Origin of the sequence: Advenella incenata (genome assembly GCF_004217095.1) — a bacterium.
In the GTDB taxonomy this organism is placed as follows: Bacteria; Pseudomonadota; Gammaproteobacteria; order Burkholderiales; family Burkholderiaceae_B; genus Advenella; species Advenella incenata.
Map to the genome: position 1 here is coordinate 180,961 of NZ_SHKO01000004.1, position 16,932 is coordinate 197,892.

Below are 16,932 nucleotides of genomic sequence, written 5' to 3' on the forward strand. Positions count from 1 at the left end.
CGCCTGGCGATGTTTTCATAGAGCAGAAAAAACCACCCTTCGGGGTGGTTTTTTCATTGCTGCACAATTGCGTTCTTTACTGGTTTCCGCAGTATCGCTGCATTCCTAATTAGCCTTTGGGCGTGTCTTTTGATTGCGCTGGGGATTTGGCCGACGTACCTTCAGAGGATGGCTTGTCCGCCTGGCTCGCCGAGTCCTTGAGTTTTGTAAACGCCTCGTCCAGATTTTTGTCCGCCTGCGCCAGTTTGTCGCGCGTCGATTGCATCCAGGCTTGATCGTCGCTCAGGCGTTTGTTGCTCTCGGCCAGCATGCGTTCCACTTCTGCCGGCTGCGGCCCGCCAGTACCCACTCTGGTTTTCACCATAAATGCGGGCGACAGTACTTCCCTGAAATGGGCTTCATTGATAGGAAGCTTTGTCTCAGGCAATTTATATTTCTGTAGCGCCTTGTTATACAGTTCACCGGCCTTGTCATAAGGAAAGTCTTTGGGTTTGAAGCCGTTGGCGCGCGCTTCGGTCACAATGGCTGAAGCAAAACTGTGGCCTACACGGAACGGGATCTGATGTTCCTTTTGCAGGGCTTCGGCCAGTTCCATGGACGTCGTCCAATCGTCTTCCAACTCCTCAAGAGAACGTTTTGCATTCACATTGAGCGCTTTCAGAACAGTATTGACGTTGTCGACCATTTTGATCGCTTGCGGAAAGAGCCCAAGGTCGTCCCATGACGATTTATAGTCGGTCATGCCTGTGGTCACGTTATGGGCACGGAATATGACGGTTTGCGCCAGACCGACCACATTGGATGCGGCTTCGCGAGCGCGCATGATCACGCCGGGATTGCGTTTTTGCGGCATGGCGCTACTGGTATAGGTACTGCCTTCGTCCAGCAGTAACCATGGACGGGTCTGATGATATTGGGTGTGAATGTCCTGCAGCAGGGCGCCCAGGCGAATGGCCGAAGACGAAGGAATGCCCGTGGCTTCCAGGGATACATCGGACGGCGCGACCTGACTGGAGTCCAGGGAGTTTTCAATAATGCCGTCAAAGCCCAGCAGGGCAGCCATGCGTTCGCGATTCAGCGGCCAGCTTGAATTGGCCAGCACTGCCGTGCCCATGGCGGACAGATTCATGCGTTTGTATAGTTCGTGAACACGCTGGGCGTCCCGGGCAAAAGAGGCTTCGTAGGCAAGCAGATAATGCGCATAGCTGATGGGCATTGCCTGGACGCCGTTGGTATAGGCCGGCACAATGGTATTGACGTTCTTGGCTGCGGCCGCAAGCAACGCGGTTCGCAATTGGTTCAGCGCGTCCGAATAGTCCAGCACCTGATTGCGCAGTTTGGCCATCCGGTAAGTTGCATACATATCCTGGCGACTGCGGCCGGTATGAATCAAAGAGGCATCCGGGCCAACTTCATCCGTGATGATTTTTTCGATTTGAAGGACATCTTTGGGTCGTTTGCCGTCAGGTTTTTCTGATTGTGCCAGCGAATAGGCAACGCCGCTGGCAAGCTTTGCGCCCATTTCAGGTTCAACAATTTTCTCCTCAGTCAGCATCACAGCTGAGGCCTTGTTGATTTTTCCAATCCAATAGAATTGGTCTTCCTTTTCATCATTCTTGCTGGTGGCCTTGCTGGAGACCGGCTTGGCTATGGCGCCTGCCTTGATGGCCTGCTGCTCGCATTCTGCCGTTGTCTTGCAGGGCAGCTCGCCGGTATTGGCCGCATGGGCCAGTGTGGCAGCCAGGCTGAGCGCCACGATCGCCAGCGCCTGGGGTTTCAAACGAAATAGGTCATTGTTCATGCTGTTGTCTCCTTGATTTAATATTGGTTACTGCTGGCTCTTGTGGCCATCGTGAGCGGGTTGCCCGGTTGACGGCAACCAGAAGTTGCTCCTGGCCTGTCGTCGGCCGTGTTCCGGGCCTTCATGGGCGGGGGTGTTGCTACTCAGGCAAAAAACCGTTGACTGAAAGATACCGCTCGCCAGTATCATAGTTGATGCCCATGACCTTGGCGTTGGCAGGCAGACTGGGTAATGTTTTTGCAATTGCCGCCAGTGTTGCGCCGCTGCTGATGCCAACCAGCAGCCCTTCCTGCGTAGCCGCACGGCGGGCATAATCCAGTGATTCGGGGACCTCAACCGAGATTGTGCCGTCAAGCAGGCTCATGTCCAGATTAACAGGAATGAAGCCGGCGCCAATGCCCTGCAGCGCATGCGGCCCGGGTTCGCCGCCAGCTATGACAGCAGAGGCGGCAGGTTCAACGGCAAGCACTTTCAATTGCGGCCACTGTTTTTTCAGGGTGCGGGCGATACCGGTAATATGGCCGCCGGTACCAACAGCGGTAATCAGAAAATCCAGCCCTTCAGGAAAATCGTCGAGAATTTCCTTTGCTGTGCGCTCGGCATGCACCTGTGGGTTGGCCGGGTTGTCGAACTGCTGTGGAATCCACGCGCCAGGTGTTTGTTCAGCCAGTTCGACAGCGCGCGCAATGGCGCCTTTCATTCCTTTTTCCTTGGGGGTCAGGTCAAACTGGGCGCCATAGGCTTTGATCAGGCGACGTCGTTCTATACTCATGCTTTCAGGCATGACAAGAATAAGCTTATAACCTTTGATTGCGGCCACCATGGCCAGGCCAACGCCCGTGTTGCCGGAGGTGGGTTCGATAATGGTCGCACCCGGTTTAAGTGCACCGGACTGTTCGGCCGCTTCGATCATGGACAGCGCAGCGCGGTCTTTCAGGGAGCCGCCGGGATTGAATCGTTCTGCCTTGATCCAGACTTGCTGCTGGCCGGGGAACATACGGGAAAAACGAATATGTGGAGTCTGACCAATAGTGTCAAGTACGGATTCTGCTTTCATGAAGTCGGATAGGTAGTTAAGGGAGAAAAAACCGAATATAGCATACTGTCTGTGCTGCGGAACACCAGGTTTGCCCGGGCACACGGCCATGCCTGCGATCGCGCTGTAGGTTGGCCTGCAGTGAAGGGCAAAGCACTTTTTACTGTCAAACTGGTCGCCGCAGGCACATCGGGCACGGGGGCTTCATCTAAAAAAAAAAGGCATCTGACTGCTGGCTGACTCTATGACATCTGTCATCCGGCCATTGCGCGAAACGCCTGTTGCTTGGCGCTCGGATGATCCTGCTATACTACAAACGGAATAGAAAAAAATCGTATTGCAAGACAAGTCGTGTTAAGAAAAAAGGTAGCGTGGGCAGTCCGAGTTACCCTAAAAGCGAATATCGCGGCGTATCACAATCGTTATCGATGGTGGGATCGAGCATCGGTTGACCGGTTGCGGGTACAACGGAAACGAACGAGGATATCGGCAATGGCATCAGATCTGGAACTGATAGGAAGGCTGGTCATGTCTGCGGTGCTGGGCAGTGTTATCGGCTTCGAACGGGAGCGATTATCCTGGGCGGCAGGGCTGCGAACACATATGCTTGTGTGTGTGGGATCGACGCTGATCATGATCGTTTCCATATATGGGTTTTCAGATTCTTTGGGGGAGCATGTCACCCTTGATCCATCCCGGGTAGCTGCACAGGTGGTTTCCGGTATTGGTTTTCTGGGGGCGGGCGCCATTCTTGCGCGCGGGCAGGTGATTCGCGGTCTGACCACCGCAGCCAGCGTATGGTCGGTTGCCGGCATCGGGCTTGCTGTAGGGGGCGGGCTGTATATTCCATCCATTTCGGCGACGATTATCATCCTGCTGATACTTGCCGGCATCAAGCCGCTGGAAAAACGCTTTATCGCCTACCACCAGCGGCGCCATGTCACTATCGAGGTCAAGCGCGGGCAACTGACACTGAGCACCTTTAACCAGGCACTTGGTATCAGTGCAAATCGGGTCAAGCAATTTATTGTGCAGCCCTCTGAAAAAGAAGAATACGATAAGGTGTACGTTGTCTTTTCCAGGATGTCACCGCAGGAATACGGATTGATTCGCAAGAAGTTCAACGACATTCCGGGTCTTGAATCCATTTCCGAAAGGGCCTCCGATGAGGAGATCGATCCGTACTCCTGGTAACGACACGCTGACACCAAATTAGACGCGCACGCTCATTCAAATGCAATATGCAGTAGGTGTCAGGCGGCGATCGGCACCGGCCGGGCACGCAGCTCATACAGCGTAATGCCAATGCCGCTGGCGCAGATGACTGCGATGCCAAGCCAGGTGATGCCATCGGGAAACTGGTTCCATATCAACCAGCCTAATGCTGTTGCGCTGATAATTTGCAGATAGACAAAGGGTGACAAGAGCGACGCCGGCGCCTGGCGATATGCCTGAATCTGCAACAAATGACCCAGGCCGCCTGTAATGCCGGTAGACAAAAGCAACAGCCACTGTTTCAGGTCCAGCACTGCGAGCACCTGCAGCACTTCGTCGATGGTAAACAGCGTATATATGGTCAGCACGACGGTGCCAAACAGTCCGCTCCAGATCAGTGTTGTAAATGGATTGTCGCCGGCCAATCGCCGGTTGGCGATAAACTGCATGGAAAAAATCACGGCATTGGACAACCCGAAAAATACCCCTGTAGGATCAAGCCCGCCTGATGGACGGATCACAATCAGAATGCCAAGAAACCCTACGATGGCGGCAATCCACCGAGAAAGCATGGCCTTTTCCTTGAGTATCCACGGCGCGACCGCAAGAAGAATAAGCGGCGCAATAAAATTTATCGCGGTGGCCTGCGCCTGGGGCAGGTAGCGTAACGTCGTGAAAAACACCATGGTGGAAGTGAGCATGAACACGCCACGCAGCAGTTGTTCCACCGGTTTTTTGGTTTTCAGAATCTGCCAGCCCCTGGCCGGTATGATAATGGACGCCACCAGAATCAGATGCACCGAATAGCGCACCCAACACAGTATAAGCAGGGGGACGCCAACAGACATCAACCATTTACCGGTGGCATCCAGCATGGACAGCACCGACATCGCCACCAGCAGGGAAAGGATTCCGGGCAGGGGGCTGGATATTGGCAAAGTCGGCTGATTCATGTGATTCCGAAGGCTGCAGGCCGGGGCTGTCACGGGTGCAGTGTCCGGCAAAAGGTATTGGAGTAAATCCAGACTCTTATGGTAGAGGATTTACCCTGACAACACCAGCGTATGTGGTTGCCGGTTGTGCTTTCCGACTCCGAGTGTTGTCATTATCACAATTGTTGACCTGTTCTGGCGATATCAAACGGCAATGTAAAGTGAGACATGGGCACGCCATGCAAGGACCGCAGCATGATGCGCGATGATGCATGGTGGCGATCCGTGGCCGTCTTCTATAACCTGGCCGACGCTTCAAGCGCGCGGCGCCCTGTACAATATCATGCCAGGTTACGTGCCGATGGCCCGCTGTTCATCAGGCATTGCCCTGAACAGCCAGTCGTGTCCGGCTGCGTGTACGCAGGAAATACCAGATTGATACGGCCATCAATGTGCCCAAGAGCACCATCTCAAGCTGGACGCTGGCATTGAAAGCGTGCTGGTAGTCATGCCCCTGCAGCAGCGACTGAGAAAACACCACGCCCAGCAGCGCTGGTCCAAAGCCCATTGATGCCTGTTGTATCGTCGACAGCATGGCGCTGCCTGAACCGGCCTGGTCTGGCGGAATCTGCGACATACCGATGCGGTAGAAGGCACCGACAATAAATGCCTGCCCGATACCGATAAACAAAGATGGAATCGTCAGCGACAGCAGGTTGGGGGCGGGCCAGACTTGCTGCAATACCCAAAGCAGGATGAGCAGACCCGGAATGACCATTGCGCAACCCAGTATAAGCGTCGGGAGCAATCCTATGCGGGCTACCACGCGGGTGCTCAGTAGCGAGCCCACGAAAAAGAAGATGCCCAGCGCAATAAATGAATTGCCCGATTGCAACGGCGTCAGCCCGGCGCCGGCCTGTAGCGTGAGCGCCAGCACGAACATGAAACCGCTCCAGCAGGCGAAAAACAGGATGGCAGTGAAAAAGCCGAAACGAACGGTGGGCAGACGCAGCAGGGAGGGGGGCAGCAAAGGCAGGACACCGCGGCGTTCCTGACGGACTTCTGTTTTCCACAGTGCGACGGCCAGCGGTATTGCGCAAGCGAGCGCTGCCAGGCATAGCCAGTTCCAGTGCATTGAAGGTCCGAGCGCGACGGGAAGCAGAATACTGATAATGAGCAATGCCAGTAAGAGTGTTCCCGGGCCATCGATGCCTGCCGGATTCTCCCTGCGCGTTTCAGGGATGTGGCGTGACGATAAAAACAGCACGGCCGCACAAACGGGTAAATTGATCAGAAAAATACTGCGCCATTCCGACCCTGCGATATTGGCATGAACCAGGAGGCCGCCCAACACTTGCCCGATAATAAATGACAGTCCGCCTATGGAACTGTACAGCCCAATGGCGCGGGAGTGTGAGTGGCCCCTGAGGCAGACGTGGATTGTAGCCAGTATTTGCGGCACCAGCAGGGCGGCAGCGACGCCTTGCAGTGTACGGGCCAGCAGTAGTAGCGAAATGCTGGGTGCAATACCGCAAAGCAGTGATGAAATACCAAAGAGCAGTACGCCGATATTGAAAAGGCGCCGGCGTCCGTACATATCGCCCAGCCGGCCTCCCATTGCCAGCATCACGGCGAAAGCTACGCCGTATACCGCGACCATCAGCTCAAGCTCATACTCGGTTGCGTGCAGGGAGCGGGCAATCGAGTCCAAGGCCACGTTGATAATGGAAAAGTCTATTTGTGGCAGGAACATGCCCGCCAGCAGGACGGACAGGCCGGCGTTGTTCAGGCGGCTGGTATCTTGCGGTGCATCCGACATCATAAAAAATCCTGGAAAAATATCATCGATGAAGTATTATGAGTATGTTTTTAGAGTGGCACCAGAGCCTGTTTAGCCTGGTATAAATTGTGTAGGTCTGAGCAGCTTGAGCGGCCGTGCAGCTGCAGGGTCTCTGGTCAAAGCAATGCAATTGTGGTTGCAACAGGAAGTTGATTGACCGGGCGCAGGCGAACAAACGCGCTTGCGTTATCACGTTTGTAAAAACCGTTGCAACAGTGCTGCCCAAATGGCAGGAGTGAAAATGAAATTGACTGACAGCATGACCGCCGTTATAACGCATGAGGCAGCAGAGAGCTGGAAAACACCTATTGACGATAGGGTAGATCGGGCGATGGAGTTGGGCATGTTTCTGCGGGCCCGACGTGAAAGTCTCGATCCGCGCCGCCTGGGGCTACCCAGATACGGGCGTACTCGCACGCCGGGGCTGCGCCGCGAAGAAGTGGCGCAACTGGCTGAGATCGGTATCACCTGGTATACCAAACTGGAACAAGGGCGTCCCATACGCGTATCGCCCAAAGTGCTGCAGGCTGTCGCATCTGCACTACAGTGTACCGATACGGAAACGCGTTATATCTTTACCCTGGCAGGTCTGGCCAGCCCGGCCTCGGCCGTGTCCGGGAAAATCTGCCGCATGATGCCAAATGCCATACAAACCATTTTGGACCAATTGCATCCTTTGCCGGCCATTGTGCAAAATGCCAGATATGACATTGTTGCCTTTAACGATGCCTTCTGCCGGATGATTGACCGCGACCTGAATCAGGTTTGCCCCGAAGATCGCAATTGTATTTATCTGACCCTTACCGATCCGCAGATCAGGCAGGTCACGCAGGACCTGCCGGAGACGATCACACACATGGCGGCACGGCTGCGAGCGCAGATGGCCGCGCATCTGGGAGATCTCGCCTGGGAACGCTATTTGCAGCGTTTGCTTGCCTGTTCCTCTGAATTTGCCGAGATCTGGAACCAGAACCGCGTGTGCGCCACGGTGGATCATATCGTGCGCTACAAATATGCCGGTCTTGGCACGCTGGAAGTATTGCAGACCAATTGGTGGAGCATGCCGATGGCCGGCGAGCGTCTGCTTGTTTACGTGCCTATTGACCAGGCGCACCACGCGCTTTTATCCAAAAGGATGCAAACTCATGCTGCCTGAACCGGTGAATCTGTCGCGCTTTGACCCACAGACCCTCAGGTTATTTCTGCTGGCGGCACGTTCGCTGAATCTGACCCGGGCTGCGCAGGATGCGCATATGACGCTGTCGGCGCTCAGCAAGCGGATTTCGGAACTGGAAAAGCAGATCGGCTGCGAGCTGTTTATCCGCAGGGCAAGGGGGTTGGAGCTGACGCCCGCAGGTCATGCATTGGTCGAACATGCGCAACTGGTTATTGCCGCTGTGACGCGGCTCACTTCAGACATGAGTGCATATTCAGCCGGTCTGCGTGGGCAGGTGCGGATCTGGGCCAATACTTCATCTGTGATTCAGTTCCTGCCAGGGGATCTGGCCGCATTTTCCAGAACGCATCCGGCGATCAGGCTGAGCCTTGACGAAAAGCTAAGTCATGAAATCATTACTGCGCTCACGCAGGAAAGAATTGATATTGGCATTTTTGCTGACAACATTCCCAGTGGCCAGGTAGAGAAATATTTCTATCGTCATGATCAATTGGTGGTGCTGGTGCCACGCGGACATCCGTTAGGAAAACACAAGCGGATTCGCTTTGCGCAGGTGCTGGACAATGACTTTGTCGGCCTGTCCGATGGCAGTTCGTTGCAGGTGCGCATGCAGGATGCCGCTTTGGCTGCCGGCAAAACACTTCGGTTGCGCGTTCAGGTCAGCAGCTTCGACGCAATCTGCCGGATGATTGAAGCAGGGTTGGGGGTCGGTTTGTTGCCGCTGGAAGCGGTTCGACCGGAAATTATCGGGAAGGGGCTGCACGCGCTGGCGCTGGATGACGACTGGGGTCAACGCACCTTATATGTCGGCGTACGTAGCGCAGTTGGTCTCAAGCCCGATGCGCAGCGATTGCTTGACTTTCTGAAGCAGGCCCATCTTGCGGGATGATCGCTGCAGATACGCCTGTCCGCGGCAGTGACGGGGGACGGGTCAGGTCTGCACGCGCACTGCCATAATGAATATCGGCACATAAATATTGGCATATGAGTATCTGCTTATGGTTAATTGCATATGAGGATACGCCGAATAATGCATTGCCGAATTACCCATTTGCGCTGCATAAAAGCCCCGTGTGTAGGCATTCCAGCCTTTCATTTGCGGGCAAAATTGCGGCCAATCCGCTACCGATGGCCTCCTAGCCTTGAAAATCTGGAAAGGGTCATCATCAAATTACCAATTTTCAAAAGGGCAAAATCCGGTCATGATGGCGAAAACCCATATTGAATAAACAGGTAATACATGTCGAAACCGCTGGATGGAATCAAAGTACTGGAGCTGGGACAGCTTATTGCCGGACCCTTTGCCACCAAGATGCTGGCCGAGTTCGGCGCAGAAGTCATCAAAATTGAACCGCCCGGTACGGGTGACCCGCTAAGAAAATGGCGCTTGCTGCACGAAGGGACGTCTGTCTGGTGGGCGTCGCAGTCGCGCAACAAGAAATCGGTCACGCTCAATTTACATGAGCCGGAAGGCCAGGATGTCATACGCCGGTTGGTGGTTGATGCAGACGTGATTGTGGAGAACTTTCGCCCCGGCACACTGGAAAAGTGGAATCTGGGTTTTGAGGCACTCAAGCAGATTAATCCACGGCTGATCATGCTGCGCGTATCAGGTTACGGACAGACGGGCCCCTATAAAGACCTCCCGGGCTTTGGTGTGGTGGGCGAGGCGATGGGCGGCCTGCGCCATTTGAGCGGCGAACCGGATCGACCTCCGGTGCGCGTGGGTATTTCTATTGGTGATTCGCTCTCTGCCTTGCATGGCGTGATCGGTGTGCTGCTGGCCTTGCGGCATCGTGATCAATTCAATGGCGCCGGCCAGATGGTGGATGTTGCCTTGTACGAATCCGTGTTCAATATGATGGAAAGCACCATCGCCGAATATTCGGTATTTGGACAGGTGCGTCAGCCGGCGGGCAGCAGCCTGCCGGGAATAACGCCAAGCAATGCCTATCGTTGCGCCGACGATAAATATGCACTGATTGCCGGTAATGGCGACAGCATATTCAAACGGCTGATGTCCCTGATCGGACGAGATGACATTGGGGAGGACCCGGCATTTCAATATAATGACGGGCGTTCAAAGCAGGCCGACTATATAGACGGCGTGATCGGCCAATGGACGGCGCAGCATACGCTTGAACAGGTGCTTGAGCAACTGCATGCGCACCGTATACCTGGTGGGCGCATTTATGATGCGGCCGATATCGCTAAAGATCCGCATTATCATGCGCGGCAAATGCTCATTGAAGGTGAGCTTGAAGATGGCACACCGGTAACCTTGCCTGGAATCCTGCCCAAATTGAGCGAAACCCCGGGCGATGTGCGACGACGAGCGCCGGTGCTGGGGCAGGACACCGAGCAGATCCTGGATCAGTTGGGCATTGACGCCGCAACCCGTGACGACTGGAAGGCGCGAGGCATTATCTAAGGCGCAAGGCCATGACTGCGGCCAAATAATTAATTTCGGCCGTCATTCCGGCATAGCCAGGCATGCAATTTATAGACGCGCAGCGCGTCAGGAGCAAGAGATGAAAAAACTGTTTATTCAGGAAGTCGCCCCAAGGGACGGGTTTCAGAACGAAGCGCGGTTTATTGAAACGGACGACAAGATTGCTTTTATTGACCAGCTGAGCCAATGCGGCTATGCCAAAATAGAAGTGACTTCGTTTACGTCTCCCAAGGCCATTCCGGCCCTCAAGGATGCCGAGGCGGTAATGCACCAGATCCGCCGCAATCCGGATGTTGTCTATACCGTGCTGGTGCCTAATCTGCGGGGTGCCGAAAGGGCCATGTCCTGCGGTGTGGATGAGGTCAATCTGGTCATGTCGGTGAGCGAAACGCACAATCTGTCGAATCTGCGCATGAGCCGCGAGCGCTCATTTGAACAGCTCGCGGCCGTGATAGGCGAGGTCAGAAACACCAGTACCGCTATCAACGTGTCCTTGTCTACGGTTTTTGGCTGTCCGATGCAGGGGGATGTTGCACAGGACGATGTGCTGGCCTGGGTGGACCGATTCGCACAGTTAGGGGTCGATGGCGTAACGCTCTGTGATACCACGGGCATGGCCTACCCAACGCAAGCGGGCAACTTGTTTGCCGCTGTCCTGACGCGCTTCCCGAATTTGCAAGTGACCGCACATTTTCATAATACGCGCGGCATGGCGCTGGCCAATACCGTGACCGCCTTGCAGGCTGGGGTCGTGCGTTTTGACAGTTCTCTGGGTGGCCTTGGCGGTTGCCCCTATGCGCCAGGCGCCTCTGGAAATGTCACGACCGAAGATATGGTTCATATGCTCGAGCTGATGGGCTATGACACCGGCGTAAACCTGGAGGGCATTCTGGCGATCAGTCGCACGCTTGTGCCGCTGATCGGACATGACGTGAACAGTCAGACGCTTGCCGCGGGTACCCGCATGGCCTTGCATCCGGTACCGGAGTACGTCAGGCAGTTGCAGCAGACGCAGTGAGGCCAGCGCAGGATCAAAATCAATTGCAATGATCGGAACAAAGGTAGTCTGCTCTGATTCCCGAAAAGATAGATGAGTATTCATACAAAACAATGGAGACATACATGAAACGCAAATTATTAACACACACGCTGCTGACACTAGCCGCAAGTACGATTGCTATTACGAACGCAATGGCGCAGGAAGCGGCGTACCCACAGCGCCCCATTTCACTGATCGTTTCAGCTGCCCCAGGTGGCACAACCGATCTGGCGGCACGTATGATTGCAGACCCGCTCAGCAAGGAACTGGGCCAGCCTGTGGTGGTGGAAAACAAACCAGGGGCTTCGGGCGGTATCGCTGCGCAGCAGGTATTGCGCGCCAAGCCAGATGGCTACACGTTATTGCTGCAGTATTCGGGCTACCAGGTTATTACGCCAAGTATAGAAAAAGTCAGCTGGGACCCGGTCAAGGACTTTACGCCCATCGCAAATGTGTTGTCGGCTCCTCAATTGCTGGTTGTCAAAAAAGATCTTCCAGTCAACAGCCTGAAAGAGTTGGTGCAGTACGCCAAAGATAATCCGGGCAAGCTCAATTACGCCTCTTCCGGCACCGGTGCGCTTCAGCATGTGGCAACCGAACAGCTTAACCAGATGGCCGGCATCAAGACAACCCATGTTCCATACAAAGGGACCGGGCCTGCGCTGACTGATTTGCTGGCAGGCGTGGTTGATCTGACCATTACCACGCCGCCACCGCTTTTGCCGCATATCAAATCCGGTGCGCTCAAGGCACTGGTTGTTACAAGCAAAGAGCCATTGCCTTCGCTTCCTGAGGTGCCTACCGCCAGCGCTGCGGGCTACCCGGATTTGCTGGTATCTTCCTGGTTTGCCATGTACGGTCCGAAGGGCGTGCCCAGTGAAGTGGTGCAACGGCTGAATGCTGCGATTGAAAAAATTATGGCGACACCGGAGTATAAAAAGAAAGCTGAAGGCCTGGGAGCGACCGCTGAGTACATGGGTCCGGAGCAGTTGGGCAACTATACTGGCGAGGAGTTGGCCCGGTGGAAAAAAGTGATTGATGCTGCTGGCATCAAGGGTGGAAACTGAGCAAATGACCGATTAACCTGAGCGCGCCGTGAGTGTATTCGGTAGCAAAGAGCGATTACGTTTGCAATGGAATTTTTTAGTGGCCGGGGCATGCATATGCAGCCCCGGCCACTATTGCATATATGATAGCGGCATATTTTTTTACTGATGGGGAGACAGAATTGAAAAAATCCATACTGGCCGTTATGGCGGCATTGGCCTCGGGTAGCGCGCTGGCTGCGTATCCGGAAAAGCCAATTACCATGATCATTCCGTTTCCGCCGGGACAGGCGACCGATACCTTTGCTCGTGCACTTGCCGATGAATTGGGTAAAGCGGTGGGGCAGCCTGTTATCACGGAAAACAAAGCGGGTGCCGGCAGCAATATTGGCATGCAGCAGGCTGTGAGAGCCAAGCCCGACGGCTACACGATTGTGGTAGGCGGCAGCGCCGCGGCCGTGAACCAGACGCTCTATACAAAACCCGGATATAGTCTGCAGGGTGATCTGCAGGCTGTGTCGGGCGTATTTTCTGTGCCTCTGATTTTTCTGGCCAATCCCCAGTCTGGGATTCATTCGCTGCAGGATGTCGTTGACAAATCCCGGGCGGAACCCGAGTCGCTGGCCTATGCCAGTGCCGGCATTGGCGGCACCCAGCATTTGTCGGCAGAAATGTTCCAGGCAGGCACTAATATTTCGCTCAGACATATTCCGTATAAAGGCAGCGGTCCTGCACAAACTGATTTTATCGGCAATCAGGTACCGCTCATGGTCGATTCGGTGACCGCTGCATTGCCTTATATCAAGGACAAAAAGGCCGTGCCTTTGGGCGTGACGACGGCCACTCGCTTAAAGGCACTGCCCGATGTGCCGACAGTGGGTGAGATGGTCCCCGGCTTTGAGGCCATTGGTTGGGCTGCCGTATTTGTACCCAGCCAAACACCCGCAGACGTGGTTGAAAAATTGAACAGTGAAATCGTCAAGGCGCTCAACAGTCCTAAACTGTCGGCCTTTATTGCTGATCGCGGCGCGATACCGATGCCACAAACGACGCAACAGGCCAATGACTTTATCAAGGCCGAAGTGGCCAAATGGGGTAAGGCGGTGAAGGATTCGGGCGCGACGGTCGATTAAGGCAAGGCTGGTTAAGCGAAGGCGCGGTTATATGGCAAGGTGCTGTGCAAATCGATTGGCAGTGCTGCCTGTGCAATAACGCGCCGGCTATCAGCCGGTTTTGCGAAAGGTCAGATTAATGCGGTTTGAACCGAGCAACGGGTGCGGATTGTCTTTAAGCGCCATGACGCCGTGGTAACGCAAACGATCGGGTCCGCCCCAAACCACGATGTCGCCATGAAACAGCGGAATTTTCTCGGGACGATCGCTGCGTTTGAGACCACCGAACTGAAACATGGCCGGCATACCCAGTGAGACTGACACAATGGGGGCGCAAAAATCTGTCTCATCCTTGTCCTGATGCAGGCTGAGCCGGGCGCCCGGCACGTAGCGGTTGATCAGACAGGAATCAGGCGCAAAGCCGGCATAACCACAGTGCTCAGCCGCCTGTCGGGCGAGCGCCAGAAATACATCTGGCATAGCAGGCCAAGGCTGGCCGGTTTCCGGGTCAATCGCCGCATAACGATAGCCTTTGCGATCAGCTGTCCAGCCGGCGGCGCCGCAGCAGGTGAGGGCCACGGACATGGTGTAACCGCCGGGTGTGACCATATGGCGAAATGGCGATTGCCGGCGAATTTGGCGCAACTGCGTCAACACCCTGTCCACATAATCCAGCGCATATCCACGCAATACCCATGCACCGGGTCCCAATTGCAAGTCGGTTGCATCTGTATCGGGTGCGGGCAAGGCATCAGGTGGAAAAAGGGAAATCGTACTCATCATATTGAAGTCAAATATCGCGCTGCACGCAGCGCTACGGAGAAGGCTTGTTGGAAATCGGCATTTCGGCATAAAGCAGGAAGAATGCATTGATGCAATTGAACGTTGCCCCATAGCGCGATGGTGTCGATTCTCCAGGCAATGCCAACTGCTTGCATTACCTGTTCGCTGGGCAGAACGACTTGTTCAAATATAAAAAATGTCCGCGTATAAAAATGCCAGCATATAACGTTGTGGTGTAAATTCCGCGGCCTGCAAACAACGAAGCTGGCTGTTGTTGGCGCCGGCAACACAGGGTTGCGGGGTCTGCCTGCGACATAGCGTTCTGACTGTGGTTTAATGTTTCATCTGCTAAAGCGGGGATAACGCTTTAGCGAGAACAACACAGTAGTGGGTCAACGCTGAGACCGGCTGCCCGGGTTCTGTATAACGGGTGCGCAAGGCAGTTATGACCATATTTGCCATATTGGCCATATTGGCCATTATGGCCGGTCAGCTAGCTGCCATGCTGTTATTTTATAATAATACTGTTTAAATATATAGTACTTTATTTTTGGTTACCCATGTCCGAGCAATCGCCGCACCCATCTTACCTGACAACACCTGTGCTGTTTTTGATGGCCATCGCTTGCGGCCTGTGTGCCGGTGGCAACTATTTCAACCAGCCGCTGCTGCACTCCATCTCCGTCAGCCTGGGCATTACAGAGACCCGCGCAGCACTCACTGTCACGGTCGCGCAGGTCAGCTATGCGCTGGGGCTGCTGTTCATTGTGCCGCTGGGCGACAAGTTCGAGCGCCGGCAGCTTGCGGTGGGGCTGATGGTGCTGGCTGCGATCGGACAATTTATCAGTGGCCTGGCAATCAACAGCAGCATGTTGTTTGTCGGAGTCGGCATGGCAGGGCTGTTTTCGGTTGCCGCACAGGTCCTGGTGCCGATGGCTGCCATTCTGTCAGCGCCATCGCGTAGCGGCCGGGCAGTGGGTATGGTCATGAGCGGCCTGCTTACAGGTATTTTGCTGGCCCGAAGCGTTGCCGGCTTGCTATCAGGTATTGGCGGATGGTCAACCGTTTATCTGGTGTCGGGCGTCATCATGCTTGTCATTGCAGCAGTCCTCTGGCTCAAGCTGCCGTCCTCCCGGAACCCGCAAACCCACGGCTATCTGTCCATTCTCGCGTCATTGTTGACTTTGCTGCGTGAGCAGCCGCGCCTGCGCACCCGCGCACTTATGGGCGGGCTGGGTTTCGCATCGGTCAGTGCGCTGTTTTCCACCATGGCACTGCTTTTGGCCGGACCTGCACACGGTTTGAGTGACGTGGCCATTGGCCTGGTGGGCCTGGCCGGCGTCATGGGGGCCTTGATGGCCTCATTGGGAGGCCGCTTGGCCGATCGCGGCCTGGGCGATACGGTGACTGCCGTCAGCGTTGTGTTGCTGCTGCTCAGTTGGGGCCTGCTATGGCTGGGCCACGATAATCTGTGGTGGTTTATTGCGGGCATGCTGGTGATCGACCTGGCCCTGCAAGGCGTACACATCAATAATCAAACCACCATATTTGCCTTGCTGCCACATGCACGGTCGCGCTTGAATGCGGTGTATATGACCAGTTATTTCATTGGTGGTGCCACTGGATCGACACTGGGTACCGTCGCCTGGACTTATGGCGGATGGGCGGGCACCTGCCTGCTCGGCGGCCTATTGGCGATCATGACAGGTCTGGCCACCTGGGCCGATCGCAAGGTCAAGTCAGCTATCTTGCGTGCTGACCGTACACCGGCAACAGCAACAGAACAATAGAAGCCAATTTTTTATTTATTTTCGATCAAGGGAGACACAAATGAAAATTTTTTACTCAGCCGCTTCGCCTTTTGTGCGCAAGACGATGATCGTTGCCGACGAACTTGGCGTCGTGGACCGAATTGAACGCCTGCCGGCTGCAGCCAGTCCTGTCAAACGCGATCGTAATATTATTCCGTTTAACCCACTGGGCCAGGTGCCAACGTTCATCACAGACGATGAGCAGGTACTGTTCGATAGCAAAGTCATTTGTGAATACCTGAATACCACTTTCAAGGGCAAGCTGTTTGGCGACGACAACACCCGCTTCAAGTTGCTGACAGATCATGCAGTGGCAGATGGCGCCATTGCTGCTTCCTTGTTGGTTCGCTATGAATTACTGGCGCGTCCCGAAGCGTTGCGCTGGGACGAATGGCTGGAGGGCCAGACCGATAAAATCACGACAGCATTGCAATACTTCGAAGACAAGGCGCAGGAACTTTACGATCGAATCGATATTGTTACTATCACGCTGGCATGTGCTTTCGATTATCTGGATTTCCGGTTGCCGGACTACAACTGGCAGAAGCGGTTCCCAGGTCTGAAAGCCTGGTATGACAAATTTTCCGTACGTGAGAGCATTGCCAAAACCAAGCCTCAGTAAAAAGGGTACTGATTAGCGGCAGCCGCTTTGTTCATGACTGTTGCCGTGAATCGATGTCGCGAATCG

At 54.8% G+C, this 16,932-nt stretch carries 14 protein-coding genes; 9 read left to right on the forward strand and 5 right to left on the reverse strand.

Annotation, left to right across the window (positions count from 1 at the left end; translation table 11 throughout):
- Window positions 1-109: 109 nt before the first annotated feature.
- Window positions 110-1,801: an argininosuccinate lyase gene (locus EV681_RS19790; protein WP_128396230.1), complete on the reverse strand. Its 1,692-nt coding sequence runs from the start codon at window positions 1,799-1,801 to the stop codon at window positions 110-112.
- Between the two features lie 139 nt (window positions 1,802-1,940).
- Window positions 1,941-2,858 carry a cysteine synthase A gene (cysK, locus tag EV681_RS19795; protein WP_128396231.1) on the reverse strand — a complete coding sequence of 306 codons (918 nt, stop codon included), beginning with the start codon at window positions 2,856-2,858 and terminating at the stop codon, window positions 1,941-1,943.
- Window positions 2,859-3,329: 471 nt separating this feature from the next.
- Between cysK and EV681_RS19800 the strand changes: the two genes are divergently transcribed.
- Complete coding sequence (locus EV681_RS19800) at window positions 3,330-4,031, forward strand: MgtC/SapB family protein (RefSeq protein WP_128396232.1); 702 nt, start codon at window positions 3,330-3,332, stop codon at window positions 4,029-4,031.
- 59 nt (window positions 4,032-4,090) lie between these two features.
- On the opposite strand, the gene EV681_RS19805 is transcribed toward EV681_RS19800, so the two are convergent.
- Together EV681_RS19805 and EV681_RS19810 are read right to left on the reverse strand one after the other, a co-directional pair.
- Window positions 4,091-5,005 (reverse strand): DMT family transporter, encoded by a 915-nt coding sequence (locus EV681_RS19805; protein WP_128396233.1) that lies wholly within the window; start codon window positions 5,003-5,005, stop codon window positions 4,091-4,093.
- A gap of 355 nt (window positions 5,006-5,360) precedes the next feature.
- Window positions 5,361-6,806: an MFS transporter gene (locus EV681_RS19810; RefSeq protein WP_242612329.1), complete on the reverse strand. Its 1,446-nt coding sequence runs from the start codon at window positions 6,804-6,806 to the stop codon at window positions 5,361-5,363.
- A 259-nt stretch (window positions 6,807-7,065) separates the two neighbouring features.
- Between EV681_RS19810 and EV681_RS19815 the strand changes: the two genes are divergently transcribed.
- From EV681_RS19815 to EV681_RS19840, 6 genes are all read left to right on the forward strand, one after another.
- The gene (locus EV681_RS19815; protein WP_207227113.1) at window positions 7,066-7,980 is read left to right on the forward strand and encodes a helix-turn-helix transcriptional regulator; all 915 of its coding nucleotides are present in this window, start codon (window positions 7,066-7,068) and stop codon (window positions 7,978-7,980) included.
- Window positions 7,970-8,890, forward strand: coding sequence for a LysR family transcriptional regulator (locus tag EV681_RS19820; protein WP_130304928.1), 921 nt, complete (start codon window positions 7,970-7,972; stop codon window positions 8,888-8,890). Before EV681_RS19815 ends, EV681_RS19820 begins: the two co-directional genes overlap by 11 nt.
- A gap of 351 nt (window positions 8,891-9,241) precedes the next feature.
- Window positions 9,242-10,432: a CaiB/BaiF CoA transferase family protein gene (locus EV681_RS19825; protein ID WP_128396235.1), complete on the forward strand. Its 1,191-nt coding sequence runs from the start codon at window positions 9,242-9,244 to the stop codon at window positions 10,430-10,432.
- 100 nt (window positions 10,433-10,532) lie between these two features.
- Window positions 10,533-11,471 (forward strand): hydroxymethylglutaryl-CoA lyase, encoded by a 939-nt coding sequence (locus EV681_RS19830; RefSeq protein ID WP_130304929.1) that lies wholly within the window; start codon window positions 10,533-10,535, stop codon window positions 11,469-11,471.
- 104 nt (window positions 11,472-11,575) lie between these two features.
- Complete coding sequence (locus EV681_RS19835) at window positions 11,576-12,559, forward strand: Bug family tripartite tricarboxylate transporter substrate binding protein (RefSeq protein ID WP_130304930.1); 984 nt, start codon at window positions 11,576-11,578, stop codon at window positions 12,557-12,559.
- Between the two features lie 173 nt (window positions 12,560-12,732).
- A complete protein-coding gene (locus EV681_RS19840) occupies window positions 12,733-13,671 on the forward strand; it encodes a Bug family tripartite tricarboxylate transporter substrate binding protein (protein WP_423191228.1) in 939 nt (312 codons plus the stop codon).
- Window positions 13,672-13,761: 90 nt separating this feature from the next.
- Here the strand turns inward: EV681_RS19840 and alkB are convergent, their stop codons facing one another.
- Window positions 13,762-14,430: a DNA oxidative demethylase AlkB gene (gene alkB / locus EV681_RS19845; protein ID WP_130305077.1), complete on the reverse strand. Its 669-nt coding sequence runs from the start codon at window positions 14,428-14,430 to the stop codon at window positions 13,762-13,764.
- A 563-nt stretch (window positions 14,431-14,993) separates the two neighbouring features.
- Here alkB and EV681_RS19850 point away from each other — a divergent pair.
- The gene (locus tag EV681_RS19850) at window positions 14,994-16,223 is read left to right on the forward strand and encodes an MFS transporter (RefSeq protein ID WP_128396239.1); all 1,230 of its coding nucleotides are present in this window, start codon (window positions 14,994-14,996) and stop codon (window positions 16,221-16,223) included.
- Between the two features lie 40 nt (window positions 16,224-16,263).
- Window positions 16,264-16,866, forward strand: a complete 603-nt coding sequence (locus EV681_RS19855) for a glutathione S-transferase (protein ID WP_128396240.1) — start codon at window positions 16,264-16,266, stop codon at window positions 16,864-16,866.
- Window positions 16,867-16,932: the final 66 nt, after the last annotated feature.